Origin of the sequence: Microbacterium sp. 1262 (genome assembly GCF_040544895.1) — a bacterium.
Taxonomy (GTDB): Bacteria; Actinomycetota; Actinomycetes; order Actinomycetales; family Microbacteriaceae; genus Microbacterium; species Microbacterium plantarum.
In genome coordinates this window covers 330,013-353,659 of sequence record NZ_JBEPKU010000001.1, presented here as the reverse complement: position 1 = coordinate 353,659, position 23,647 = coordinate 330,013, and the positions used below count along the sequence as shown (strand labels likewise).

20 protein-coding genes are annotated in these 23,647 nt (G+C 70.3%); 9 read left to right on the top strand and 11 right to left on the bottom strand.

Going from position 1 to position 23,647, the window contains the following annotated elements; all coding sequences use genetic code 11:
* Positions 1 to 29: 29 nt before the first annotated feature.
* Positions 30 to 1,082, top strand: a complete 1,053-nt coding sequence (locus tag ABIC53_RS01605; RefSeq protein ID WP_354450089.1) for a M4 family metallopeptidase — start codon at positions 30 to 32, stop codon at positions 1,080 to 1,082.
* On the top strand, positions 1,075 to 1,434 hold the full coding sequence (locus ABIC53_RS01600; RefSeq protein ID WP_354450087.1) for a protealysin inhibitor emfourin: 360 nt from the start codon (positions 1,075 to 1,077) through the stop codon (positions 1,432 to 1,434). Before ABIC53_RS01605 ends, ABIC53_RS01600 begins: the two co-directional genes overlap by 8 nt.
* Before the next feature lie 4 nt (positions 1,435 to 1,438).
* Here the strand turns inward: ABIC53_RS01600 and ABIC53_RS01595 are convergent, their stop codons facing one another.
* The gene (locus ABIC53_RS01595) at positions 1,439 to 2,065 is read right to left on the bottom strand and encodes a GNAT family N-acetyltransferase (protein WP_274178837.1); all 627 of its coding nucleotides are present in this window, start codon (positions 2,063 to 2,065) and stop codon (positions 1,439 to 1,441) included.
* Between the two features lie 47 nt (positions 2,066 to 2,112).
* On the bottom strand, positions 2,113 to 2,769 hold the full coding sequence (locus tag ABIC53_RS01590) for a uracil-DNA glycosylase (protein ID WP_274179035.1): 657 nt from the start codon (positions 2,767 to 2,769) through the stop codon (positions 2,113 to 2,115).
* An 81-nt stretch (positions 2,770 to 2,850) separates the two neighbouring features.
* Here ABIC53_RS01590 and ABIC53_RS01585 point away from each other — a divergent pair, with 81 nt between their 5' ends.
* Complete coding sequence (locus ABIC53_RS01585) at positions 2,851 to 4,344, top strand: MFS transporter (RefSeq protein WP_274178838.1); 1,494 nt, start codon at positions 2,851 to 2,853, stop codon at positions 4,342 to 4,344.
* A gap of 20 nt (positions 4,345 to 4,364) precedes the next feature.
* Here the strand turns inward: ABIC53_RS01585 and ABIC53_RS01580 are convergent, their stop codons facing one another.
* Positions 4,365 to 5,150, bottom strand: a complete 786-nt coding sequence (locus tag ABIC53_RS01580) for an SDR family oxidoreductase (protein WP_274178839.1) — start codon at positions 5,148 to 5,150, stop codon at positions 4,365 to 4,367.
* Positions 5,151 to 5,270: 120 nt separating this feature from the next.
* Here ABIC53_RS01580 and ABIC53_RS01575 point away from each other — a divergent pair, with 120 nt between their 5' ends.
* Positions 5,271 to 6,593, top strand: a complete 1,323-nt coding sequence (locus tag ABIC53_RS01575; protein ID WP_274178840.1) for a bifunctional o-acetylhomoserine/o-acetylserine sulfhydrylase — start codon at positions 5,271 to 5,273, stop codon at positions 6,591 to 6,593.
* 78 nt (positions 6,594 to 6,671) lie between these two features.
* On the opposite strand, the gene ABIC53_RS01570 is transcribed toward ABIC53_RS01575, so the two are convergent.
* The gene (locus ABIC53_RS01570; RefSeq protein ID WP_112617318.1) at positions 6,672 to 7,703 is read right to left on the bottom strand and encodes a TerC family protein; all 1,032 of its coding nucleotides are present in this window, start codon (positions 7,701 to 7,703) and stop codon (positions 6,672 to 6,674) included.
* A 180-nt stretch (positions 7,704 to 7,883) separates the two neighbouring features.
* On the opposite strand from ABIC53_RS01570, the gene ABIC53_RS01565 reads away from it, so the two are divergent.
* Together ABIC53_RS01565 and metX are read left to right on the top strand one after the other, a co-directional pair.
* Positions 7,884 to 8,900, top strand: coding sequence for a DUF2332 domain-containing protein (locus ABIC53_RS01565; RefSeq protein ID WP_274178841.1), 1,017 nt, complete (start codon positions 7,884 to 7,886; stop codon positions 8,898 to 8,900).
* Positions 8,901 to 8,945: 45 nt separating this feature from the next.
* Entirely contained in the window at positions 8,946 to 10,148 is a 1,203-nt protein-coding gene (metX, locus tag ABIC53_RS01560) for a homoserine O-acetyltransferase MetX (protein ID WP_269267789.1), read from the top strand.
* Between the two features lie 4 nt (positions 10,149 to 10,152).
* On the opposite strand, the gene ABIC53_RS01555 is transcribed toward metX, so the two are convergent.
* Genes ABIC53_RS01555 through ABIC53_RS01540 form a run of 4 tightly spaced genes read right to left on the bottom strand, consistent with a single transcriptional unit; the run spans position 10,153 to position 13,864 of the window.
* A complete protein-coding gene (locus ABIC53_RS01555; protein WP_274178842.1) occupies positions 10,153 to 11,409 on the bottom strand; it encodes an MFS transporter in 1,257 nt (418 codons plus the stop codon).
* Positions 11,406 to 11,750 carry a thiamine-binding protein gene (locus ABIC53_RS01550; RefSeq protein WP_112617321.1) on the bottom strand — a complete coding sequence of 115 codons (345 nt, stop codon included), beginning with the start codon at positions 11,748 to 11,750 and terminating at the stop codon, positions 11,406 to 11,408. The genes ABIC53_RS01555 and ABIC53_RS01550 overlap by 4 nt, the downstream gene beginning before the upstream one ends.
* Before the next feature lie 14 nt (positions 11,751 to 11,764).
* Positions 11,765 to 12,970, bottom strand: coding sequence for a glycosyltransferase 87 family protein (locus ABIC53_RS01545; protein WP_274178843.1), 1,206 nt, complete (start codon positions 12,968 to 12,970; stop codon positions 11,765 to 11,767).
* A 42-nt stretch (positions 12,971 to 13,012) separates the two neighbouring features.
* The gene (locus ABIC53_RS01540) at positions 13,013 to 13,864 is read right to left on the bottom strand and encodes an ADP-dependent NAD(P)H-hydrate dehydratase (protein WP_274178844.1); all 852 of its coding nucleotides are present in this window, start codon (positions 13,862 to 13,864) and stop codon (positions 13,013 to 13,015) included.
* A 35-nt stretch (positions 13,865 to 13,899) separates the two neighbouring features.
* Between ABIC53_RS01540 and ABIC53_RS01535 the strand changes: the two genes are divergently transcribed.
* Complete coding sequence (locus ABIC53_RS01535) at positions 13,900 to 14,967, top strand: NADH:flavin oxidoreductase/NADH oxidase (RefSeq protein WP_354450082.1); 1,068 nt, start codon at positions 13,900 to 13,902, stop codon at positions 14,965 to 14,967.
* A gap of 24 nt (positions 14,968 to 14,991) precedes the next feature.
* Here ABIC53_RS01535 and ABIC53_RS01530 read toward each other — a convergent pair whose 3' ends face one another.
* Positions 14,992 to 16,050, bottom strand: a complete 1,059-nt coding sequence (locus ABIC53_RS01530) for a hemolysin family protein (protein WP_112617324.1) — start codon at positions 16,048 to 16,050, stop codon at positions 14,992 to 14,994.
* Positions 16,047 to 17,414, bottom strand: a complete 1,368-nt coding sequence (locus ABIC53_RS01525) for a hemolysin family protein (protein WP_354450080.1) — start codon at positions 17,412 to 17,414, stop codon at positions 16,047 to 16,049. The genes ABIC53_RS01530 and ABIC53_RS01525 overlap by 4 nt, the downstream gene beginning before the upstream one ends.
* 126 nt (positions 17,415 to 17,540) lie before the next feature.
* Between ABIC53_RS01525 and ABIC53_RS01520 the strand changes: the two genes are divergently transcribed.
* The gene (locus ABIC53_RS01520) at positions 17,541 to 18,191 is read left to right on the top strand and encodes a GNAT family N-acetyltransferase (RefSeq protein WP_354450078.1); all 651 of its coding nucleotides are present in this window, start codon (positions 17,541 to 17,543) and stop codon (positions 18,189 to 18,191) included.
* Here the strand turns inward: ABIC53_RS01520 and guaB1 are convergent.
* On the bottom strand, positions 18,181 to 19,638 hold the full coding sequence (guaB1, locus tag ABIC53_RS01515; protein WP_269267798.1) for a GMP reductase: 1,458 nt from the start codon (positions 19,636 to 19,638) through the stop codon (positions 18,181 to 18,183). The two genes, ABIC53_RS01520 and guaB1, sit on opposite strands and share 11 nt — an antisense overlap.
* A 198-nt stretch (positions 19,639 to 19,836) precedes the next feature.
* Between guaB1 and ABIC53_RS01510 the strand changes: the two genes are divergently transcribed.
* On the top strand, positions 19,837 to 23,556 hold the full coding sequence (locus ABIC53_RS01510) for a multifunctional oxoglutarate decarboxylase/oxoglutarate dehydrogenase thiamine pyrophosphate-binding subunit/dihydrolipoyllysine-residue succinyltransferase subunit (RefSeq protein ID WP_354450075.1): 3,720 nt from the start codon (positions 19,837 to 19,839) through the stop codon (positions 23,554 to 23,556).
* The last annotated feature ends 91 nt before the right edge of the window (positions 23,557 to 23,647 follow it).

The window sequence follows — 23,647 nt, the reverse complement described above, 5'->3', positions numbered from 1 at the left end:
ATGTCGGTGACCGCCGCTACCGTAAGGCCATGCGCGCGATCATCCCCCCGTACCTCCTCGCCCGCGTCGCCTCCGCTCGCGAGCCCCACCTCGCGCGGGCCGCGGTCGCCGCGCGGACCACCCTCGCCGCGCGTCCGTCCGATCTGGCCGGACGTTCGCAGCTGCGTCTCTCCGTCGAGCCGGGCGGCACTCTCGTCGCCGAGCGCATCGCCGCAGCCGACCGGGCCGTATCCGACGCGCAGGGCCGCGAAGAGCTTCCGGGCGTCCTCGTCCGCCGCGAAGACGACCCGCCCACCGGCGATCGCGCGGTCGACGAGGCCTTCGACGGGCTCGGCGCGACGTTCTCGTTCTTCCGCGACGCCTACGGCCGCGATTCGCTCGACGGGCGAGGCGGTGTGCTCGCGGCCACCGTCCACTACGGCGAGGCGTACGACAACGCGTTCTGGAACGGCGAGCGCATGGTCTTCGGCGACGGCGACGGCGAGGTGTTCACCGGGTTCACCGGGTCGCTGACCGTCATCGCCCACGAGCTGGCCCACGGCATCACCGAGTCCTCGGGAGGCCTGACGTACGCGGGTCAGTCCGGCGCTCTCAACGAGTCGCTGTCCGATGTGTTCGGCGCGCTCACCGAGCAGCACCGACTCGGCCAGAGCGCCGAGCAGGCGTCGTGGCTCATCGGCGCGGGCATATTCACGGATGCCGTCCAGGGGCGCGCCCTCCGGTCGCTGGCCGAACCCGGGTCGGCCTACGACGACGATGTTCTCGGACGCGACCCGCAGCCCGGGCACATGCGCGACTACGTCGTGACGACCAGCGACAACGGCGGGGTTCACATCAACTCGGGCATTCCCAACAGAGCGTTCCACCTCGTCGCAGCGCGGCTGGGCGGCTACGCCTGGGAACGCGCGGGACTCATCTGGTATCGCACACTCGCCTCGGGAGCGCTCTCCCCCGATTCCGACTTCGCTGCCTTCGCCGCCGCCACCATCGCCCAGGCCGTCGACGAGTACGGTGAGGAGACGGAGGAGGTCGCCGCCGTGCGTGCCGGATGGCAGGGCGTCGGCGTGCTGGAGGATGCCTGACACCCGTGACGACGGTTCCGCGGCGCAGCTGCGGATCGTCGTGGAGCGCACCGGCGGTTTCGCCGGCCTGACCCGGACGTGGCGCGTCGAGCCGACGCCGGCTGACCGCGACGGGTGGCGCGAGCTGATAGGGCGGTGCCCCTGGCAGGAGATCGACGCGTCGGCACCGGCAGGCAAGACCGGATCGGGCGGGGCCGACCGCTTCCTTTGGCGGATCGCCGTCACCGACAGCGAGACGACGCGTCAGGCCGAGTTGAACGACGACCTCGACGAACCGTGGCGATCGCTCGTCGAGGCGGTGCGAACCGGTCACCCGGCCGAACCCGACCCGAATGCCGACGACGCGGGGTGAGGCCTCAGCCGGACTTCTGAGTGAAAAGCCCGCGCAGCCCCTTCTTCGGCTGCTCCAGCGACTTCTGCAGGTAGATCGTGCCCAGCCACCGGCCGAACTTGTGGCCCACGCGCCCCATCCGGCCGACCTCGACGAACCCGAAACGCTCGTGCAGGGCGATCGACGCCTCGGCGCCCTTGTCGCTCACGACCGCGACGATCTCGCGCAGTCCCAGCTGCTGGCATGCGTCGATGAGTGCCTCGAGCAGCGCACGCCCGAGGCCCTTCCCGGTGGCCGCCTGACCGAGGTAGATGGACGTTTCGGCGGTGTAGCGGAATCCGGTCTTGCCGTTCCACGGCGACGCGAGTGCGTATCCCAGGATCTGCCCCGTCGGCGACACCGCGACGAGGAACGGCAGCTTGAGCTTCGTCAGATAGTCGTACTTCTCGCGCCACTGCGCGAGCGACCACTTCTTCTCGTCGAAGGTCACGACGGAGTTGGTCACGTAGTAGTTGTAGATCTCGCGGATGTCGGGGAGGTCATCCGGGCGCGCCGGCCGGATCTCGTACGAGAAGGGCCGTTCGGCTTCGGCCGGACGGCGCAGGTGCCGCGGCAGGCGTCGGCGGTCGCGGTTGGAGTCCTCCTCGAGCATGCAGCAACTCTACGGCGCAGACGTTTCGCGCCGATGACGACGGCGGTTCAGGCCTCCGGAATGCGCCAGTCGATAGGCTCGCCACCCCGCGCGACGAGCAGTTCGTTCACGCGCGAGAAGGGGCGCGACCCGAAGAAGCCACGGTTCGCCGAGAGCGGTGAGGGATGCGGCGACGCCACGATCGCCGCGTCGCCGAGCAGCGGCCGCAGGGTCGCGGCATCCTTCCCCCAGAGAACCGCCACGAGGGGGCGCTCCCGCGCTACCAGCGCGCGGATGGCGTGCTCCGTCACGCGTTCCCAGCCCCACCCCCGGTGGGATGCCGGTGCCCCGGGGGCGACCGTCAGCACTCGGTTCAGCAGCAGCACGCCCTGATCACTCCAGGCGGAGAGGTCGCCGTGCGGCGCGGGGGCGATGCCGAGGTCCGATTCGAGCTCCCGATAGATGTTCCCGAGGCTCCGGGGCAATGGCCGCACGTGGGCGTCGACCGCGAAGGAGAGTCCGATCGGATGCCCCGGGGTCGGGTAGGGATCCTGACCGACGATCAGGACGCGGACGTCGGCCATCGGCCGTTGGAAGGCGCGCAGCACGCGGTCGCCCGCCGGCAGGTACCCGCGACCGGCGGCGGTCTCGGCGCGCAGCCGGTCACCCAGCGACGCGATGTCACCGGCGACGGGTTGCAGCGCCTCGGCCCACTCGGGGGCCATCAGACCGGCGGCGGCGAGCTCGGGCAGGGAATGGGGCGTCACCCTCTCAGGGTAGGCCGGTCGTGCCGGTATGCTCGCCCCGTGTCGACGACGCTGCGCACCTCCGCTCTGGGCGTCACCGCGGGTCTGATCGGGTGGTTCATCCTGGTCGAGATCGTCAGCGGCATCCTGCAGGGCTATTACGTTCCGCTCTTCAGTGACATCGTCGCCGAGCTCGGGATCCACGACTCGGACGTGAACTGGTTCGAGGCCGCGCAACTGCTGCTGTCGGCGCTCGTCGTACCGGTGCTGGCCAAGCTCGGCGACATGTACGGGCACAAGCGGATCCTGCTGGTCGCAGCTGTCCTGACCGCCGCGGCGACCTGGTGGCTCGCGTTTGCGGCATCCTTCTGGACCTTCCTCATCGCCTGGGCGCTGCAGGGCTTCTACGTCGTCTGGCTCCCCCTCGAGATCGCGCTCATCTTCGAACGGGGCAGGCGGCAGAGCCGGGGCGTCTCGCTCACCCGGCGCGCGGCGGGGCTCCTGGTCGTCGGGCTTCAGGCCGGCGCGATCATGGGCGCATTGGCCGCGGGCCGGATCTACGCCGCCACAGCCGGCGACATGACGTTGACGCTGATCGTGCCGGCGGTGGCGGTGACCCTCGTCGCGATCGTCATCTGGCTCTGGGTGCCCGAGTCGAAGCCGGAGCCGGGCCGGCGGCAGCTGGACTCACGTGGCTTCGTGCTCCTCGCGGTCTCGTTGCTGTTCGTCACCAGCGCCCTAACGTTCCTCCGCTTGAACGGCCCCGCGGCCTTCTGGGTGTGGGCGCTGCTCCTCGCGGGAATCGTAGGTTTCGTCGTCTTCGGACGGTTCGAACTGCGCCAGCCCGACCCCGCGGTCGATATTCGGATGCTCGCCCGCCCGGAGATGTGGCCGGTGCAGGCCACCGCGTTCCTCGTCGGCATCAGTCTGCTCGGAGCCCAGGGCCCGTTGTCGACCTATGCGGGCACGGACCCTGCGCTCGGTTACGGTCTCGGGCTCGACGCCACCGACCGGTCGAACATCATCGGGGTCTACCTCGTGTCGCTCATCGTGGGCGCCGTACTGTTCGCGGTCACGTCTCGCCGAGCGAGTCCCCGGGTCGTCCTCATCGGCGCAGCGCTGCTCGTCGGCATCGGGTACGCGCTCTTCCTGCCGTTCCACCGGGAGCTCTGGCAGGTTCTGCTCAACCTCTGCATCGCGGGCCTGGGCTGTGGCGCGCTCGTCGGCGCGATGCCGGCTGCGGCGGCAGCGGCCGCCCCGCGCGGGCAGACCGGTGTGGCGTCGGCCATGACCAACACGACCAAGACCGTCGGCGGAACGTTCTCGTCGGCGATCTTCGGTGTGGTGCTGGCTGCCGGCGCGGGTGTCGTCGCGAGCGAGACCGCCGCCTCCCTCGGCGGTTACCTCACGGTGTGGGCCATCTGCGCCGCCGGCGGCTTCGTCGCAGCGGTCCTGCTGTTCGTCGTGCCGCGCGTGGCGTTCGCCGACGCTGAGGATGCCGCTCCGCAGCCCGCGGGCGGCACGGACGGGACCATCGCCCAGCCCCGCGGCTGAGGAGGCTGATCGCCCGGCGGTCAGGCTCCGGTCGACCGCGGACGCAGCGGACCGCGCGCCAGCAGGTGCTGCGCGGACTGCGCGACGGGACGCATCGTCACGAGGTCGAGGTTGACGTGCCCCGGCGCGTTCAGGGCGTACGCGACGACATCCGCCACGTCTTCGGCGACGAGAGGCTGCTCGACGCCCTCGTACAGGCGGTCCGCCGCTTCCTGGTCGCCGCCGAGACGGTTCAGCGTGAACTCCTCGGTGCGCACCATGCCGGGCGCGATCTCGACCACACGGATCGGCTCGCCGTTCAGCTCCAGCCGCAGCGCGTGGACGAGCATCGACTCCCCCGCCTTCGCCGCGTTGTAGCCGGCGCCTCCCGGGTAGGCCGTCTGAGCGGCGGTCGAGGTGACGTAGACGGTGTCGGCATGGCCGGAGCCCGCCGCGACGGCGCGTCGCAGCAGCGGGAGGAGAGCCGCGGTCAGCCGCTGCGCCGACAGGACGTTCGCCTCGAACATCCACTGCCAGTCCTCGGCCGCGCCGTCTTCGACGCGGTCGGTGCCGCGGGCACCGCCGGCGACGTGGACGAGGGCGTGGACATCGCCGGAGGCGGCGAGGTGCTCGGTGAGGGCGGCGACATCCCCCTCGCGGGTCAGATCCGCGGCGAATGAGGCGGAGCCGACCTCGGCGTCGAGCGCCTCGAGGCGCTCCGCCCGCCGGGCGACGCCGACGACCTCCCACCCCGACGCCCGCAGCGCGCGGACGACCGCCTCGCCGATTCCCGAACTCGCACCGGTGACCACTGCACGTCGCGTCATGCTCCCACCGTAGCCGTCAGGTTACGCAGCGTGTCCCGCGCATTGTCGGGCACACCCGGTTTCCGTACGCTCGACCCAGGCCGGCGACCGTCGCCGCTTCCCGACCCGATGGAGCCACGCATGTCCGCATCCGAGAACTGGCGCTTCGAGACGAAGCAGATCCACACCGGAGCCGCACCGGACCCGGTCACCAAGGCACGGGCGACGCCGATCTACCAGACGACCTCGTACGTGTTCGACAACTCCGACCACGCCGCGAACCTGTTCTCGCTCGCGGAGTTCGGCAACATCTACACGCGCATCCAGAACCCCACGCAGGATGTCGTCGAGCAGCGCCTCGCCGCACTCGAGGGTGGCACCGGGGCCCTCCTCGTCGCGTCGGGTCAGGCCGCCGAGACGTTCGCGATCCTCAACATCGCCGAAGCCGGAGACCACTTCGTCGCCTCGAGCTCGATCTACGGCGGCACCTACAACCTGTTCAAGTACACGCTCGCCAAGCTCGGCATCGAGGTCACGTTCGTCGAGAACCAGGACGATCTCGGGGAGTGGCGCCGCGCAGTGCGGCCCAACACCAAGCTCTTCTTCGCCGAGACGATCGGCAACCCGCAGATCAACGTCCTCGACATCCGCGGTGTCTCCGACGTCGCCCACGAGGCCGGCGTGCCGCTCATCGTCGACAACACGATCGCCACGCCCTACCTCATCCGTCCCTTCGAGCACGGCGCCGACATCGTCGTGCACTCCGCCACGAAGTTCCTCGGCGGCCACGGCACGGTCATCGGCGGCGTCATCGTCGACGGCGGCAGCTTCCCCTGGACGGAGCACTCCGAGCGCTTCCCGGGGCTCACGACGCCCGACCCCTCGTACCACGGCGCCGTCTACACGCAGGCTGTCGGCGACGGCCTCGCCTACGTCATCAAGGCCCGCGTCCAGCTGCTGCGCGACCTCGGCGCGGCGATCTCACCCCAGAGCGCGTGGCTGCTCATCCAGGGCATCGAGACGCTCTCCCTGCGCATCGAGCGCCACGTGCAGAACGCACAGGAGATCGCCGAGTGGCTCGAGAACCATGAGGACATCGCCTCGGTCAACTACTCGGGCCTGCCGACCTCGCCCTGGTACGCCGCGGCCAACCGCTACGCGCCGAAGGGCGTCGGGGCGGTGCTGTCGTTCGAGCTGAAGGGCGGCGTCGCCGCCGGCCGCGCGTTCGTGGACTCGCTGCAGCTGTTCAGCCACCTCGCGAACATCGGTGACGTGCGGTCGCTCGTCATCCACCCCGCGTCGACGACGCACTCGCAGCTGACCCCGGAGCAGCAGCTCACGACGGGCGTCACCCCCGGCCTCGTCCGCCTGTCGGTGGGGCTGGAGAACATCGACGACCTCAAGGCCGACCTCGAGCAGGCCCTCGCGGCCGCGCGCAACGTCGCCGAGGCGGCGCGCGCCTGATCGTTCCTCCTCAGAACGACCGGATGCCCCGGACCACCGTGAGCGGTGGGGCCGGGGCATCCGTCGTTCGCGGCGCCGTCAGTCGGCGTCGGTGGCCGTCGTGATCTGCTCGCCCTGAACCTGCTCGCGATCGTTCTTCGCCTTGTCCCCGCGCGTCTTGGCGAGGCTCGCGACGGTGGCGACCGCGACGGTAGCGGCGATGAACAGCAGCGAGAACCAGATCGGGATCTCGGGAACCCACAACAGCGGCTCGCCGCCGTTGATGAAGGGCAGCTCGTTGACGTGGAGCGCGTGGAACACGAGCTTCACGCCGATGAAGGCGAGGATGACCGCCAGGCCCTGCGCGAGGTAGACCAGACGCTCCAGCAGACCGCCGATGAGGAAGAACAGCTGCCGCAGGCCCATCAGGGCGAAGGCGTTCGCCGTGAAGACGATGTAGGCCTCGTTGGTCAGACCGTAGATCGCCGGGATCGAGTCGACCGCGAAGACGAGGTCGATGAAGCCGATCGCGATGATGACGAGGAGCATCGGCGTGACGAAGCGCTTGCCGTCCTTCTGCACCGTCAGCTTGTCGCTGTTGTACTCGTCGGTCACGGGAAGGTGGCGGCGGACGAACGTCATGAACTTGCCGTTGGCCGGGTCGGAGTCACCGTGCGAGAAGGCCTGACGGTAGGCGAGGAAGAGCAGCAGCGCACCGAAGATGTAGAAAATCCATGAGAAGTTGTCGATGAGCGCCGCGCCGATGGCGATGAACGCGCCGCGCATGATGAGCGCGATCACGATGCCGATCATCAGCACCTTCTGCTGGTACTTCTTCGGCACCGCGAAGCCGGTCATGATGATCAGGAAGACGAAGAGGTTGTCGATCGACAGGGCCTTCTCGGTCAAGTAACCGGCGAAGTACTCGCCCGCGAACACCCAGCCCCAGCCCGGCACGAAGCCGATGACCACGCCGAAGATGAGCGCGAGGCCGATGTAGAACGCCGACCAGCGCGCCGATTCGGCGATCGTCGGCTCGTGCGGAGTGCGCACGTGCGCGAAGAACTCGTACACGAAGAAGGCGATGGTCACCGCGATGGTGATGATCCACACGAGCGGAGTGATGTCCACGAAGGCTCCAAGGGGTCGACAGTAGCGAACGGCCAGGTCTCCTTCATCCCCGGAGGGACCGGCGTCCCGGAATCCGACGTCGGATCCGTAATGACGAGAGCGCCGCAGGCGGAAGTACTCCCCTTGCTTCGCGGTATCTTACGCGACGATCGTGACGCTCAGCGCATCTACCCTGAAGCGATGGACGCCGACACCTCCCGCCGCTACCATGCGTTCGCCGACTGGGCCCGGGGCAGCTCGCCGCTCTACGCCGAATGGGCCGAGGGCATCGCCGGCGACGACGATCTCACCGAGCGGATCGCGCTCCTGGGCGAGCGGCGCGGCCAGCCGAATCTCGTCTTCGCCGCGGCGCGATGGGCCGGCTGCGGACTCGGGCCGTTCGCCGCTTGGCGCGAGCGGCTGATCTCGGAGTGGGACCGGGTCGCCGCCATCACCGCGGAGCGCCGCACGCAGACCAACGAGGTCGGACGCTGCGCCACCCTCCTACCTCCCCTTTCGCGCATCGACGGCCCGATCGCCCTGCTCGAGACCGGCACCGCCGCCGGCCTCTGCCTCTATCCCGATCGGTACGCGTACGAGTACTCGTCTCCCGGCTGCGAGCACCCCCGGACCATCGTGCCCGCGGGACCCGATGCCGCTCCGCGCCCGCTATTGCGCTGCCGCATCGACGACCCCGGCGCCGTGCCCGAGTCCCTTCCCGACATCGTCTGGCGCGCCGGCATCGACCTCGCCCCGATCGACGTGCGCGACGCCGATGCGATCGCCTGGCTCGAGACGCTCATCTGGCCGGGCCCCGTCCACGACGAGCGCATCGGGCGACTCCGCGCTGCCGTCGAGGTGGCGCGGGCCGACCCACCGCGCATCGTCGCCGGCGACATCCTCGAACTCCTTCCCGAGGTCGCAGCCGAGAGCCCGCCCGAGGCGACGCTCGTGGTCTTCCACAGCGCGGTGCTCCTCTACCTCGGTGCCGACGAACGTCGCCGCTTCGCCGACCTCGTGAGCGCTCTCGGCGAACGGGTGAACCGTCACGTCGTCTGGATCTCGAACGAGACGGTGGGCACCCTGCCGGAGATCGACGGACGGATGCCGCACGGCGTCGACCCCACCGGCAGCTTCGTCCAGACGATCGACGGGATGCCCGTCGCACTCGCGGGCCAGCACGGCGCGGCCTACGAGGTGTCTCCGTTCCGGTCGTGACGTAACACGCGAGCAGCGTGCGCCCGCACCCGGGAGAATGGCGACATGGACTGGCAGACCTCCGAGGACACGGTGCCGAGCGCGCCGATCACGGAGGCCGATGCGCGCCTGCTGCGCGGACGCCCGCCCGCCACGGGCGCCTGGCGCGACGGCGACCCTGTCGGCCATCGGAGCTTCGGTGCGTTCGGTCCGCTCATCACCGAGAGCGGCGAGCAGCTGCCGAGCTTCCGCCTCGCCTACGAGACGTGGGGCGAGCTCTCACCCGAACGCGACAACGCCGTGCTCGTGCTCCACGCCCTCACCGGCGACAGCCACCTGCGCGGCGAGGCAGGCCCGGGGCACCCGACGGCAGGCTGGTGGGAGGACATCGTCGGTCCCGGTCTGGCGATCGACACCGACCGCTGGTTCGTGGTCGCCCCGAACATGCTGGGCGGCTGCCAGGGGTCGACGGGCCCCTCGTCGATCTCGTCCGACGGCTACGAATGGGCGGCTCGGTTCCCGTACCTCACGATCCGCGATCAGGTCGCCGCGCAGGTCCGGCTGGCCGACGCCCTCGGGATCGAGGTGTGGGCCGCGGTCGTGGGCGGATCGATGGGCGGCATGCACGCGCTCGAGTGGGGTATCGGGCACCCCGACCGCCTGGAGCGGCTCGCGATCCTCGCCGCCCCGCCCGTGAACACCGCCGACCAGATCGCGCTGAACTCGGTCCAGCTCGAAGCCATCCGCATCGACCCCAGGTTCCAGGACGGCGAGTACTACGACGCGGCAGACGGCGACGGCCCGCACCGCGGTCTCGCGCTCGCGCGCCGCATGGCTCTGCTGAACTACCGCAGCCCGACCGAGCTGAACCTGCGCTTCCAGCGCACGTGGCAGTCAGGCAAGAGCCCGCTCGGTCTCGGCGGACGCTTCGCGGTGGAGAGCTACCTCGACTTCCACGGCAACAAGTTCACGCGACGCTTCGACGCGAACAGCTACATCACGCTCGTCGAGGCGATGAACTCGCACGACGTCGGCCGTGACCGCGGCGGGATCGACGACGCCCTGGCACGCGTCACCGCGCGCACCCTCGTGCTGGGCATCGACTCCGACCGGCTGTTCCCCGTCGAGGGCCAGCACCGCATCGCCCGCGGCATCCGATCGACGATCGACGAGGCGGCGGTGGTGATCTCGAGCGATTTCGGGCACGACGCCTTCCTGATCGAGACGCCGATCGTCGGCGCTCACCTGCGACGGCTGCTCGAAAGCTGACGTCTCAGCGTGTCGGCGCAGGCGCGTCGGATCGGTCGATCAGCGAAGGCGAGCGCCGCCGCGCACGAGCCTCGACGGCGAGGCTCGCGCACGCGACCCCGAACCCGGCGAGGGCGAGGACGACCCCCACCCAGACCGGCGCGACGAACCCGAGCCCGGCGGCGATGACGACTCCGCCCAGTGCCGCACCCAACGCGTTGCCCATGTTGAGCGCCGAGTGGTTCAGCGCCGCCGCGATCGACTGGTTGTCGCCCGCGACATCCATCAGCCTCGTCTGGATGGTCGGGCTCAACGCCGACGAGAAGAACCCGACCAGGAAGACGAACAGGCCGACCGCCACGATCCAGCCGGCCGTCAGTGCGAGCAGCGCTTGAACCGCCGCAAGAGCGAGCAGGCCGCCCAGAAGGCTGCGCCGCAGATCGTTGTCGGCGAGCCTGCCTCCGACGAGGTTCCCGACGGTCATGCCGAGACCCGCGACGACGAGCACGATCGGCACCGCCCACTGCGGCGAGCCGGCCGCCTCGGTGACGAGGGTCGCGACGTAGCTGTAGACCGCGAAGAAGCCGCCGAAGCCGATCGCCCCGATGCCGAGCGCGAACCACACCTGGCCGATGCCGAAGACCCGCAGTTCGGCGCGCAGGGTGCGCGACGGCTCCCCTGCGTGATGCGGGACGGTCAGTGCGATCGCCACGGTGGCCAGCGCGAAGATCGCCGCGACGACGAGGAACGCGGCCCGCCAACCGAACTGCTGGCCGAGGAAGGTGCCGAGCGGAACACCCACGACGTTGGCGATCGTGAGGCCCGTCAGCACGAACGCGACGCCCTGCGCACGCTTGCCCGGACCCAGGACGTCGGCGGCGACGAGAGCACCGATGCCGAAGTAGGCACCGTGTGGCAGGGCCGCGAGGAACCGGGATGCCGCGACGAGCTCGAACGTCGGCAGCACGAGCGTCAGCGCGTTGCCGAGGGTGAGGGCGAGCGCGAGGAAGACCATGACCCGGTGCCGCGGGTACTTCGCCACGACTCCTGCGATGGTCGGCGCCCCCACGACGACGCCGGCGGCGTAGAGCGTGATGAGCCACCCCGCCTGGGCGATCGCGGCTTCCGGATCGCTCGCGTAGACGGAGGGCAGCAGCTCGCCGGCGATCTCCGGCAGAAGGCCCATGACGACGAACTCCGTCATCCCGATGCCGAAGCTGCCGATCGCGAGCGAGAGCAGGGCCCGGCGGGCGGTCGGGCGGGAGATGGCGGGCGTCGTCACTCCGGGAGCGTAGCGCCGCGCTCCCCCTCATGTCGAATCGATTCGAGCGCGCCCTCGAGGCGCTCGATCTTGCCGTCGAGCTCGCCGCTGTAGCCCGGCCGGATGTCGGCCTTGAGCACGAGCGATACGCGTGACCCGAACGGCATGACCGCCTCGGTCGCGTGCTTGACGACGGCCATCACCTCGTCCCACTCCCCCTCGACCTCGGTGAACATCGAAGTGGTGCGGTGCGGCAGGCCGGATGCCCGCACGACGGCCACGGCTGCGGCGACGGCATCGTGCACCGAGCCGTCGGGATTGCTGCCGGTGCCGCTGGGAGCGACGGAGAAGGCGATGAGCATGATGGACCTCCGGATCAGGCGGGGATGGATGACGGCGTCCGGACCGGCACCCGGACGAGGCGCACCACCATCCAGACACCGAGGACGATGAGCAGGGCGTTGCGCACGGTGAGGATGCCGACGCCGAGGGGATGCGCCGCGAGGACCTCGCCGTAGAACACCGGGTACACGAGCTGGGTGAGCGCGCTGAGCACGAGGACGAGGATCGCCGGTCGCACCCAGGCGCGGCGCGCGACGACCAGTCCGAGCACGACGGGCGGGACGAGCCAGCACAGGTACTGCGGCGAACCGACCTTGTTGAGCACGATGAAGACGGTGACGATCGCGAGCGCCGCGACGGGCAGAAGGTCGCGCACCGCAGCGCCACGGCGCACCTTGAGGGCGGCGACGACCGCCACGGCCCCCACCCCGATCATGAGGATCGGAGTCATCGACGCGATGACCGGATCGATCTCGGTGCCGGTTACCTGGAACGTCAGGATCTCGGTCGAGTAGTAGACGAAGAACCCCGGGATGCCGAGCATCTGCCCCCACAGGTAGAACATGCTCACGGGCGCCTCGACCTGAAGACCGCGCCCCGTCTGATCTCCGATGAACCCGAGCGCATGGTCGAGGCCACCGGCGGCGACGACGGCCGCGAGCGTCGCGACCGAGACGACGAGCCCGGCACCGACGAGCGCCCACCGCCGCCGGAGCGCGATGACCGCGGCGGCGATGATCGCCGCGGGCCAGACCTTGATCCATGTCGCCACGGCGAGCAGGATGCCGGCCAGCCAGGGCCGTCCGCGAAGCCACAGGCCACCCATCACGGCGAGCGCGACGGTGACGGCGTCGAGCCGGTAGAGGCCGACCGGGCCGAGGAGCAGAATCGCCGCGAGCCAGAACCACGCCGCCGTCACGCGTCCGCGCGATCGCGCGCGGCCCACGAGGACCGCGAAGGCGACGGCGTCCAGAGCCGTGACGAAGATGGCCCAGCCCACCGTGTAGCCGGCGATCCACGCGAACCCGTGGGCGAGCACAAGCGGGACGAGGGCGAGCTGGGGGTACACCCAGTCCTCGTCGATCCCCACGATGCCCTCACCGGCGAGCGCTCGCTGCGACCAGGGTTCGTAGACGAGGTAGACATCCCCCATCGGCTGATTCGGGAGCACGAATCCGAGCACCGAGACCACGACGTGGACGAGCGCGAACGCGACCCACAGCGTTCCCCGTCTCGACACCGTCACATCCTACGGTGAGGCCATTGGGGCCCACCGGTGGTGTCAGCGGGCGGCCGGGTCGCCGCCGGAGAGCAGCACGTGGATCACGGCGGGTACGGCCTCGGCGACGTCCAGCGCCGTGATCGGGCCGGGACCGGCACCGCGACCGGCATGTCCGTGGATGTACGCCGCCGCGGCGGCCAGCGGTGCCAGGGCCGCGGCATCCAGATCGTGCTGCGCGCCCCGGGCCGCCACGACAGCACCCAGGATGCCGCCGAGCACGTCACCGGTGCCCGCGGTGGCGAGCCACCCGGTGCCGGCCCGGACGACGGCGGTCCATCCGTCGGGGGCCGCGACGACGGTCTCGGCGCCCTTGAGCAGCACGGTGATCCCGGCCGCGGCCGCGGTCTCGCGGGCGGCCTCGATGCGGTCGGTCAGTGACGTCGGTGTCACGTCGTCGAGGCCGAGCAGCCCGCGCAGGCGCGCGTGCTCGCTCTGGTGCGGCGTGACGACGAGCGGGGCGGTCGCGCCGGGGACCAGGTCGAGGGCCCCGGCGTCGACGACGACGGGGAGGTCGCCCTGCAGCAACTCTCCCAGCCGTGCGGTCTCGGCGGCGGGCCGGGTCGCGGCATCCGTCCCCGATCCGATCAGCCACGCCTGCACGCGGCCGGGCGCCGTGACCGTCTCGGGCCGGCGCTGGAGCACGAGGTCGGCGGGACGCTCGGGGCCGAGGTAGCGGACCATCCCGATGCCCGTCCGCCAGGCGGCCTCGACACCGAGCACGGCGGCACCGGGATACTCCTGCGATCCGGTTCGCACACCGAGCACCCCGCGGGAATACTTGTGGTCGTCGGCAGTTGGCTTGCGCAGGAGCGCGACCGTGTCGCGCGCATCCCATTCGTGGATCTCGACCATGGCGCCACCCTATCGGCGCCCCGAAGGAGCCCGGCGTGAGCCAGTTGTTCAGCCCCCTGACCATCCGAACCGTCGAGGTGCGCAACCGCCTCTGGGTCGCCCCCATGTGCCAGTACTCGGCGCAGGACGGCATGCCGAACGACTGGCATCACGTCCACCTCGCGCAGTTCGCCTCGGGCGGCGCCGGACTCGTCATGGCCGAGGCGACCGCGGTCGTGCCCGAGGGTCGCATCACCCCCGAAGACACCGGCATCTGGAACGACGAGCAGCGCGACGCCTGGCGCCCGATCGTGACGGCGATCCACGACCGCGGCGCCGTGGCCGCGATCCAGCTCGCGCACGCGGGCCGCAAGGCGTCGACGTATTCGCCGTTCGCCGCCGAGCGCGGGACCGTGCCGGAGGCGGAGGGCGGCTGGCAGGCACTCGCCCCCTCGGCCGTCGCCTTCGACGGCTACGCCCGGCCCGACGAGCTCGAGCGCGCTGAGATCGACGCCCTCGTGACCGCGTTCGCCGATGGGGCACGCCGTTCACGCGAAGCCGGCTTCGACGTGCTCGAGATCCACGCGGCCCACGGCTATCTGCTGCACGAGTTCCTGTCGCCGTTGTCGAACCAGCGCACCGATGAGTACGGCGGGTCGCTCGAGAACCGCGCCCGGCTCCTGCTGCTCATCGTCGAGGCGGTTCGCGCCGCCGCTCCCGACGCCCCGCTGTTCGTGCGCTTCTCGGCGACCGACTGGGCCGAGGGCGGCTGGGATGTCGCCGAGACGGCGACGGTCTCGGCCTGGGCGCACGAGCGCGGCGCCGACCTCATCGACGTCTCGAGCGGCGGCCTCGTCGCACACCAGCGAATCACCACGGGACCGGGTTACCAGGTGCCCTTCGCGAGCCAGATCCGCGCGACCACCGGGCTGCCCGTCAGCGCGGTCGGCGAGATCACGACCGGCGCGCAGGCCGAGGAGATCCTCGCCGCCGGAGACGCCGACGCGATCATGGCCGGACGCGAGTGGCTGCGCGACCCCCACTTCGGGCTCCGCGCGGCCGACGAGCTGGGCGAGGACGCCTCGGTCTGGCCGCCGCAGTACGTTCGCGCGCGGCGCCGCTGAGCGAGCGCCGTCACCCGGCCAGGCTCAGGCCCAGCGAGGTGCGCGGCGCGTGGCGTCGTGCACCTCGCCGATGAGCTCCTCGATGATGTCCTCGAGGAAGAGCACCGCGGTCGTCCGACCCTCGGCATCCCGAACCTGGGCGAGGTGACGGCTCGATCGGCGCATCAGGGCGAGCGCGTCCTCGAGATCGGTCGTCTCGGCGACCGGCACCATCAGATGGATGCGCTTGGACTTGATCGGACGCGATGCCGCGCCGTCGGCATCCTCCGCCTCCCGCAGCACGTCCTTCAGGTGCACATAGCCGACCGGCTGGTCGGTGTCATCGACGATGACGTAGCGCGAGAAGCCGTGCCGCGCGACGGCGCGCTCGACGTCCTCGGGGGTCGCCGTCTCGGGCAGCGTGACCAGTTCGCCGAACGGCACGGCGACATCCGCCGCCTTCTTGTCGGTGAACTCCACGACGGCCGCGACCGTTCCGGACGCATCGTCGAGCACGCCCTCGATACGGGATGTCGCAACGATGGTCGCGACCTCGTCGAGCGTGTAGGTCGAGGTCGCCTCGTCCTTCGGTTCGACCCGGAACAGACGCACCGCGTGGTTGGCGATCCAGTTCAGGGCCACGATGATCGGGTAGAAGAGCCGCGAGACCCACCGCAGCGGCGTCGCCAGCAGCAGCACGGCGCGGTCGGGCAGCGAGAAGGCCAGGTTCTTCGGAACCATCTCGCCGAACACGACGTGCAGGTACGACACGACGATGAGCGCCACGGCGAAGGCGACGACATCGACCACCGCCTCGCCCCACCCGGTGAGCCCGAGCGGCACGGCCAGCAGGTGGTGGATCGCCGGCTCGGAGACGTTCAGGATCACCAGCGAGCAGATCGTGATGCCCAGCTGGCACGTCGCGAGCATGAGGGTTGCGTGCTCCATCGCCCACAGCGCGGTCTTCGCCGAGCGCGACCCCTTGTCGGCGAGGGGCTCGATCTGCGATCGGCGCGCGGAGATGACGGCGAACTCGCTCGCGACGAAGAACGCGTTGAAGGCCAGCAGCACGACGAGCCAGGCCAGTCCCGCCCAGTCGTTCATCGACGATCACCGTCCTCGCGGCGCGGCGCCGGTCGCATCGGCTCGACCGGGGACGCGGTCGGTGCCTCCTCGGGCACCGGGGTGGGCTCGAAACGCACGCGGTCGACCCGCCTGCCGTCCATCCGTTGCACGGTGAGCGTGCCGTCCTCGATCTCGACGGTGTCGCCGACGACCGGGATGCGCTCCAGCACACTCATCACGAACCCTCCGACGGTGTCGTAGACGTCGCCCTCGGGAACCCGGATGCCGGTGCGGTCGAGCACCTCGTCGGGACGCAGCTCCGCGGGGAAGACGATGCCGCCGGCGACCCTCAGCACCCCGGCGCGGTTGCGATCGTGCTCGTCGAGCACCTCGCCGACGATCTCCTCCACGAGATCCTCGAGCGTCACGACACCGGCCGTGCCGCCGTACTCGTCCACGACGATGGCCATCTGATACCCCCGGGCGCGCAGTTCGCTGAGCACGGCGTCGAGATGCACGGCCTCGGGCACCCGCAGCGGATCCTCCGCGATGGCGGCGGCGGGAACGTCTGCGCGGCGCTCGCGCGGGACGCTCACCGCCTGCTTGACGTGGACGATTCCGGTGATGTCGTCCATCGAGTCACCGAAGACCGGGAACCGGCTGTGGCCCGTGCGCCGCGCGAGCTGGATGACGTCCTCGACGCTGTCGCCCGCAGCGACCGCGTGCAGGCTCGGGCGCGGCGTCATGACGTCGGCCGTGGTCAGCCGAGCGAAGGTGAGCGAACGGTCCAGCAGCGATGCGGTGTCCTTCTCGAGCACGCCCGCGCTCGCGGACCGGCGCACGAGGCTCGACAGCTCCTCCGCCGAACGGGCCCCCGACAGCTCCTCCTTGGGCTCGACGCCCATCGAGCGGAGCACTCCGTTCGCGCTGCCGTTGAGCACCGTGACGGCCGGCCGGAACACGGTCGTGAAGAGGGTCTGGAACGGGATGACGAGCTTTGCCGTCTGACGAGGGATCGCCAGAGCGAAGTTCTTCGGGACGAGCTCGCCGAGGATCATCGAGAAGATCGTCGCGATCGACACGCCCACGACGGCGGCGACGGGCCGCGACACGGTCTCGGCCCAGCCCCACGCCTCGAAGACCGGCGACAGCAGGTTCGAGATCGCCGGCTCCATCGTGTAACCGGTGAGCAGCGTCGTCAGCGTGATGCCGAGCTGCGCGCTCGACAGATGCGTCGAGGTGATCCGCAGCGCCGCGATCGTCATCGAGAGGCGCGATTCGCCCGCCGCCTGGCGGGCCTCGAGGTCCGCGCGATCGAGGTTGACGAGCGCGAACTCACTCGCGACGAACAGACCGGTGCCGACGGTCAGCAGGAGCCCCACGCCCAGCATGATGAAATCCATCAGGCGTCACCCCCGATCGGTCGGGGTCGGCGGGGCGAGGGTCGGCAACTAGGAGGGTCGTCCATCGTGCGCCTGATCTTACGCCTGTCCGAGGCGCGCGCCGGGCGCAGCCGCGACAATCGACTCATGACAGATTCGACGAGCGCGCCGGGGAGAACGGAAGACCGCACCACGGGCATCGGCGAGAGCCGTGGCATCCGGGTTCGTCCGTTCGTGCCGGCCGATGTAGAGCCCTACCGGAGGTGGCTCCAGCCCCATCAGGACTGGCATCGCTGGGACGGCCCCTACTTCCCGAAGCTCGACGTCGCGGGGGTGGATGCCGCGTGCGCACGACTCGCATCCAGCATCGCCGACGGCTCGTACGGCGCACACGCCCCGCTGACGCGGGCGGTCATCGTCACGGCGGACGATCCGGCGACGATGCTCGGCACGGTCTCGTGGCACTGGGAGTCGGAGGTCTCGGACTGGCGGCGGATGGGCCTGACGGTCTACGACCCGACCCAGCGCGGCCGCGGGGTCGGCACCGAGGCCCTGCGCCTCTGGACCGAGTACCTCTTCCGCACGACCTCCGTCGTCCGGCTCGACTTCGCGACCTGGTCGGGGAACGAGCGGATGCTCGCTGTCGGCCACCGTCTCGGTTTCGTCGAGGAGGCGCGCTTCCGCGATGCGCGCGAGGTGCGCGGCCGACGGTACGACTCGGTCGTCATGGGTGTACTGCGCGACGAATGGGAGTCGTCTGGCCAGAGGCCGGCGCAGGCGGCGAGCTCTACCAGCTGACGGGAAGCGCCTTGCCCTCTTCGTAGCCGGCGGCCGACTGGAGACCGACCGTCGCGCGCTCGTGGAACTCTGCCACCGTCGCGGCTCCTGCGTAGGTGAAGGACGAGCGCACACCCGAGGTGATCATGTCGAGCAGATCCTCGACGCCCGGGCGCAGCGGGTCGAGGTAGATCCGCGACGACGAGATGCCCTCGGCGAACAGCTCCTTGCGGGCTCGCTCGTAGGCGTCGAGGCGCCCGAACCGGCCGACGACGGCCTTCGTCGAAGCCATGCCCCACGACTCCTTGAACGCACGCCCCTCGTCGTCGAGCTGGACCTCGCCGGGCGACTCGATCGTGCCGGCGAACCAGGAGCCGATCATGACGGATGCCGCGCCCGCGGCGAGCGCCAGCGCCACATCCCGGGGATAGCGGACTCCCCCATCGGCCCAGACGTGCGCCCCGCGCTCCGCCGCCGCCTGCGCGGTCTCGAGCACGGCGGAGAACTGCGGCCGTCCGACGGCCGTCATCATGCGGGTCGTGCACATCGCCCCGGGGCCGACGCCGACCTTGAGGATCGTGGCACCCGCCTCGACGAGGTCTGCGACGCCGTCGGCCGTGACGATGTTCCCCGCGACGATCGGCAGACCGAGGTCGAGCGCCGCGACCTCGCGCAGTGCGCGCAGCATCCCCTCCTGGTGCCCGTGGGCGGTGTCGACGACGAGCACATCGACGCCCGCGGCGGCGAGCGCCCGCGCCTTGGCTGCCGCGTCGCCGTTGATCCCGATCGCTGCCGCGACGATGAGACGCCCGTCGCCGTCGACGGCGGGGCGGTAGATCGCGGTGCGCAGCGCACTGCGACGCGACAGCGTGCCGACGAGCGCACCCTGATGGAGCATTGCGACGACCGGTACATCGGCCGCGTCGATGAGGTCGAAGGCGGCGCGAGGACCGGAGACGTCATCGGCGTCGATCGCGGTCGCACGGTCGCGTACCAGGTCGCCCAGGCGGGCGTCCGGCAGTGCGGTGGCCAGGCGGGCCGCGGGAACGATCCCGGTGATGTCGTCGATACGCAGCGTCGGCGCCGACGGGTCCGCGACCACGATGCCGTGCCCATCCAGCGCGGGAAGGATGCGGGATGCCTCGGCGACCGTGGCATCCGGTGAGAGCACGATGGGGGTGTCCCATGCGACCGGCTGAGCCTTGACCCACCGGATGGCGGCGTCGAGGTCCTGCAGCGGCATGTCCTGCGGCAGCACGCCGAGTCCGCCGCGGCGGGCGAGCGTGGCGGCCAGACGCGGGCCGGTGACGGAGTTCATGTTCGCCGAGACGATCGGCAGCGTGGCCGCCGTGCCGTCGCCGGGGGCGAGGTCGACATCGAGCCGACTCGTGATCGCCGATCGGCGGGGCACGAGGAAGACGTCGGAGTACGTCAGGTCGACCGTGGGCTCAGCACCGGAGAAACGCATGCTCCATACGCTACGCCGCCGACCCGACAGACAGCCGGGCGTGCGGCGAGAGGGCCGGGCGGGCTCCATCACGATGCGATACCACGGGTGTCGCCGCGGCATCCGGTCGGTTGATCTGGGCTACCCTAGGAGACTGTGCGCGGCGGCGGACGACCGCCGTGAGAACCGATCTTCACCGATGAAAGCAGGCGATCTGCCGTGTCCAGCCAGGCGACCGGAATCGGAACCTCGAACGACGGCGAGTTCGGGGCGAACGAATGGCTCGTCGCGGAACTGTACGAACAGTTCCGCGAAGACAAGAACTCGGTGGACAAGGAGTGGTGGCCGACGCTCGAGGCCTACGCCGCTCACGTGAACGGCGGCGCTTCCCAGCCCGCCGGGTCCGCCCCGGCGCAGCCCGCCGGCACCGCTCCCGCGCAACCCGCCCCCGCACAGCCCGCGGCGGCGTCGCACCCCGTGACGGCCCCGGTGCCGACGGTCGGCTCGCAGCCGGTCGCTCGCACGACGGCTCGGCCCGCCGCCGCGCAGCCGGTGCCCGCGCAGGCCCCGACGACCCCCGCCGCCGAGGTCGAGCAGCGCGAGGATGTCGTCACCCCGCTGCGCGGCATGCCGAAGACCCTCGCGGCGAACATGGACGACTCGCTCACGGTGCCGACCGCGACGAGTGTGCGCACCATCCCCGCCAAGCTGATGATCGACAACCGCATCGTCATCAACAACCACATGTCGCGCACGCGCGGCGGCAAGATCAGCTTCACCCACCTCATCGGCTGGGCGCTCATCCAGGCGCTCAAGGCCTTCCCGAGCCAGAACGTCTCGTACGCAGAGGTCGACGGCAAGCCGTCGGTGATCGCGCACGCGCACGTCGGCCTCGGCATCGCGATCGACCTCCCCAAGCCCGACGGCACGCGCGCGCTCATGGTGCCGAGCATCAAGCGCGCCGAGTCGCTCAGCTTCGGCGAGTACCTGGCCGCCTACGAAGACCTGGTCAGCCGTGCTCGCAAGAACAAGCTCACCGCTGCCGACTTCCAGGGCACGACGATCTCGCTGACCAACCCCGGCGGCATCGGCACGGTGCACTCGGTTCCGCGGCTCATGCGCGGCCAGGGCAGCATCATCGGCGCCGGCGCGCTCGACTACCCGGCCGAGTTCCAGGGCTCGAGCGAGAAGACGCTCGTCAACCTCGGCATCGGCAAGACCATCACTCTCACCAGCACCTACGACCACCGCGTCATCCAGGGTGCCGGCTCGGGCGAGTTCCTCAAGACCGTTCACGAGCTGCTGATCGGCAAGAACGGCTTCTACGACGAGATCTTCGCCGCCCTGCGCATCCCCTATGCGCCCATCCAGTGGTCGACCGACATCAACGTCGACCTCGCCGAGCGCGTCGACAAGACGGCCCGCGTGCAGGAGCTCATCAACTCCTACCGGGTGCGCGGCCACCTCATGGCCGACATCGACCCGCTCGAGTACCGCCAGCGCACGCACCCCGACCTCGAGATCGAGCAGCACGGTCTGACCTTCTGGGACCTCGACCGCGAGTTCGTTACCGGCGGGTTCGGCAGCAAGCGCGTCATGAAGCTCCGCGAGATCCTCGGCGTTCTGCGCGACTCGTACTGCCGCACGATCGGCATCGAGTACATGCACATCCAGGATCCCGAGCAGCGCAAGTGGTTCCAGGACAACGTCGAGGTCAAGTACCAGAAGCCCGGTCACGACGAGCAGCTGCGCATCCTCGGCAAGCTCAACCAGGCCGAGGCGTTCGAGACCTTCCTGCAGACCAAGTACGTCGGCCAGAAGCGCTTCAGCCTCGAGGGCGGCGAGTCGCTGATCCCGCTGCTCGACGAGGTCCTCCAGGGCGCGGCGCGCACGGGCCTCGAGGGCGCCGCGATCGGCATGGCCCACCGCGGCCGTCTCAACGTCCTGACGAACATCGCCGGCAAGACCTACGGCCAGGTCTTCCGCGAGTTCGAGGGCTCCGTCGCGATCGGTTCGAAGAGCGGCTCGGGCGACGTGAAGTACCACCTCGGCACCGAGGGCACCTTCGTCGGTGATGAGGGCGACGAACTGCCGGTGTACCTCGCCGCGAACCCGTCGCACCTCGAGACCGTCGACGGCGTTCTCGAGGGCATCGTGCGCGCCAAGCAGGACCGCGGCCCGATCGGCTCGTTCTCGTGGCTGCCGATCCTCGTCCACGGCGACGCCGCGTTCGCCGGTCAGGGCGTCGTCGTCGAGACGCTGCAGATGTCGCAGCTGCGCGGGTACCGGACCGGCGGCACGGTCCACGTCGTGGTCAACAACCAGGTCGGCTTCACGACGCTCCCCCTCGACGCCCGCAGCTCGGTCTACGCGACGGACGTGGCCAAGACCATCCAGGCGCCGATCTTCCACGTCAACGGCGACGACCCCGAGGCCGTCGTGCACGTCGCGCAGCTCGCGTTCCGCTACCGCCAGGAGTTCAAGCGCGACGTCGTGATCGACCTCGTCTGCTACCGCCGCCGCGGTCACAACGAGGGCGACGACCCGTCGATGACCCAGCCCCTCATGACGAACCTCATCGAGGCCAAGCGCTCGGTCCGCCGGCTCTACACCGAGTCGCTGGTCGGACGCGGCGACATCACCGAGGAAGAGTACGAGCAGGCCAAGCGCGACTTCCAGGACCGCCTCGAGGTCGCGTTCGCCGAGACGCACGCCGCCGAGACCGGCGCGTCCGGCCCGGTGGGCCTGTCGGGACCGATCGATCAGGCCGTCGGCGCCCCGGAGACGACGGGTGTCGGTGAAGACGTCATCCATCAGATCGGCGACGCGTTCGTCAACGCCCCCGAGAACTTCACGGTGCACGGCAAGCTCAAGCAGCTGCTCGACAAGCGCCACGATATGAGCCGCAACGGCAACATCGACTGGGCGATGGGCGAGCTCTTCGCGTTCGGCTCGCTGCTCATGGAGGGCACGAACGTCCGCCTCGCCGGTCAGGATGCGCGTCGCGGAACGTTCGTGCAGCGTCACGCCGTCCTCCACGACCGCTCGAACGGCCAGGAGTGGCTGCCGCTCGCGAACCTGTCCGAGAACCAGGGCCGCTTCTACGTCTACGACTCGCTGCTGAGCGAGTACGCGGCCATGGCGTTCGAGTACGGCTATTCGGTAGAGCGCGCGGACTCGCTCGTGCTCTGGGAGGCCCAGTTCGGCGACTTCGCCAACGGCGCGCAGTCGGTCATCGACGAGTTCATCTCGTCGGCCGAGCAGAAGTGGGCCCAGCAGTCGGGCGTCGTCCTGCTGCTCCCCCACGGCTACGAGGGCCAGGGGCCGGATCACTCGTCGGCTCGCATCGAGCGCTACCTGCAGATGTGCGCTCAGGACAACATGACGGTCGCTCGGCCCTCCACCCCCGCGTCGTACTTCCACCTGCTGCGCCGCCAGGCCTACGCACGTCCGCGCCGCCCCCTCGTCGTGTTCACGCCGAAGGCGATGCTGCGCCTGCGCGGTGCGACGAGCCCGGTCGAGGACTTCCAGCGCGGCAAGTTCGAGCCCGTGATCGACGACAGCGCGATCACCGACAAGAGCGCGGTCAAGCGTGTGCTGCTGCACTCGGGCAAGATCCACTGGGACCTGAAGTCCGAGCTCGACAAGAAGCCGAACCCGGCCATCGCGCTCGTGCGTCTCGAGCAGTTCTATCCGGCACCGATCGACGAGCTGAAGGCGGTCCTCGCGGGCTACCCGAACGCCGAGGTCGTGTGGGTCCAGGACGAGCCCGAGAACCAGGGCGCTTGGCCGTTCATCGCCCTCGAAGCCGCCGCCAAGCTCGATGGCCGCTCGGTGCGCGGCATCACCCGGCCTGCGGCGGCGTCGACGGCGACCGGTTCGCCGAAGGTGCACGCCGTGGAGCAGGCGAAGCTCATCGAGCAGGCGCTCACGCTTTGAGCCAGCGGTAGCGAAAGGGGCGGACGTGCGAACGTCCGCCCCTTTCTGCTCTCACGGCCGAGCTCAGGCCGTCATCGGGCTCGGGCGCGGA

Excerpts from the sequence above, each read along its gene's own strand:
- ABIC53_RS01590 (WP_274179035.1), bottom strand. The coding sequence starts at position 2,769 with ATGGCCCCCGAGTGGGCCGAGGCGCTGCAACCCGTCGCCGGTGACATC.
- ABIC53_RS01530 (WP_112617324.1), bottom strand. The coding sequence starts at position 16,050 with ATGAACGACTGGGCGGGACTGGCCTGGCTCGTCGTGCTGCTGGCCTTC.
- ABIC53_RS01605 (WP_354450089.1), top strand. The coding sequence starts at position 30 with ATGCGCGCGATCATCCCCCCGTACCTCCTCGCCCGCGTCGCCTCCGCT.
- ABIC53_RS01550 (WP_112617321.1), bottom strand. The coding sequence starts at position 11,750 with ATGCTCATCGCCTTCTCCGTCGCTCCCAGCGGCACCGGCAGCAATCCC.
- ABIC53_RS01520 (WP_354450078.1), top strand. The coding sequence starts at position 17,541 with ATGACAGATTCGACGAGCGCGCCGGGGAGAACGGAAGACCGCACCACG.
- guaB1 (WP_269267798.1), bottom strand. The coding sequence starts at position 19,638 with ATGCGTTTCTCCGGTGCTGAGCCCACGGTCGACCTGACGTACTCCGAC.
- ABIC53_RS01575 (WP_274178840.1), top strand. The coding sequence starts at position 5,271 with ATGTCCGCATCCGAGAACTGGCGCTTCGAGACGAAGCAGATCCACACC.
- ABIC53_RS01595 (WP_274178837.1), bottom strand. The coding sequence starts at position 2,065 with ATGCTCGAGGAGGACTCCAACCGCGACCGCCGACGCCTGCCGCGGCAC.
- ABIC53_RS01525 (WP_354450080.1), bottom strand. The coding sequence starts at position 17,414 with ATGGATTTCATCATGCTGGGCGTGGGGCTCCTGCTGACCGTCGGCACC.
- ABIC53_RS01580 (WP_274178839.1), bottom strand. The coding sequence starts at position 5,150 with ATGACGCGACGTGCAGTGGTCACCGGTGCGAGTTCGGGAATCGGCGAG.
- metX (WP_269267789.1), top strand. The coding sequence starts at position 8,946 with ATGGACTGGCAGACCTCCGAGGACACGGTGCCGAGCGCGCCGATCACG.
- ABIC53_RS01565 (WP_274178841.1), top strand. The coding sequence starts at position 7,884 with ATGGACGCCGACACCTCCCGCCGCTACCATGCGTTCGCCGACTGGGCC.
- ABIC53_RS01600 (WP_354450087.1), top strand. The coding sequence starts at position 1,075 with ATGCCTGACACCCGTGACGACGGTTCCGCGGCGCAGCTGCGGATCGTC.
- ABIC53_RS01540 (WP_274178844.1), bottom strand. The coding sequence starts at position 13,864 with ATGGTCGAGATCCACGAATGGGATGCGCGCGACACGGTCGCGCTCCTG.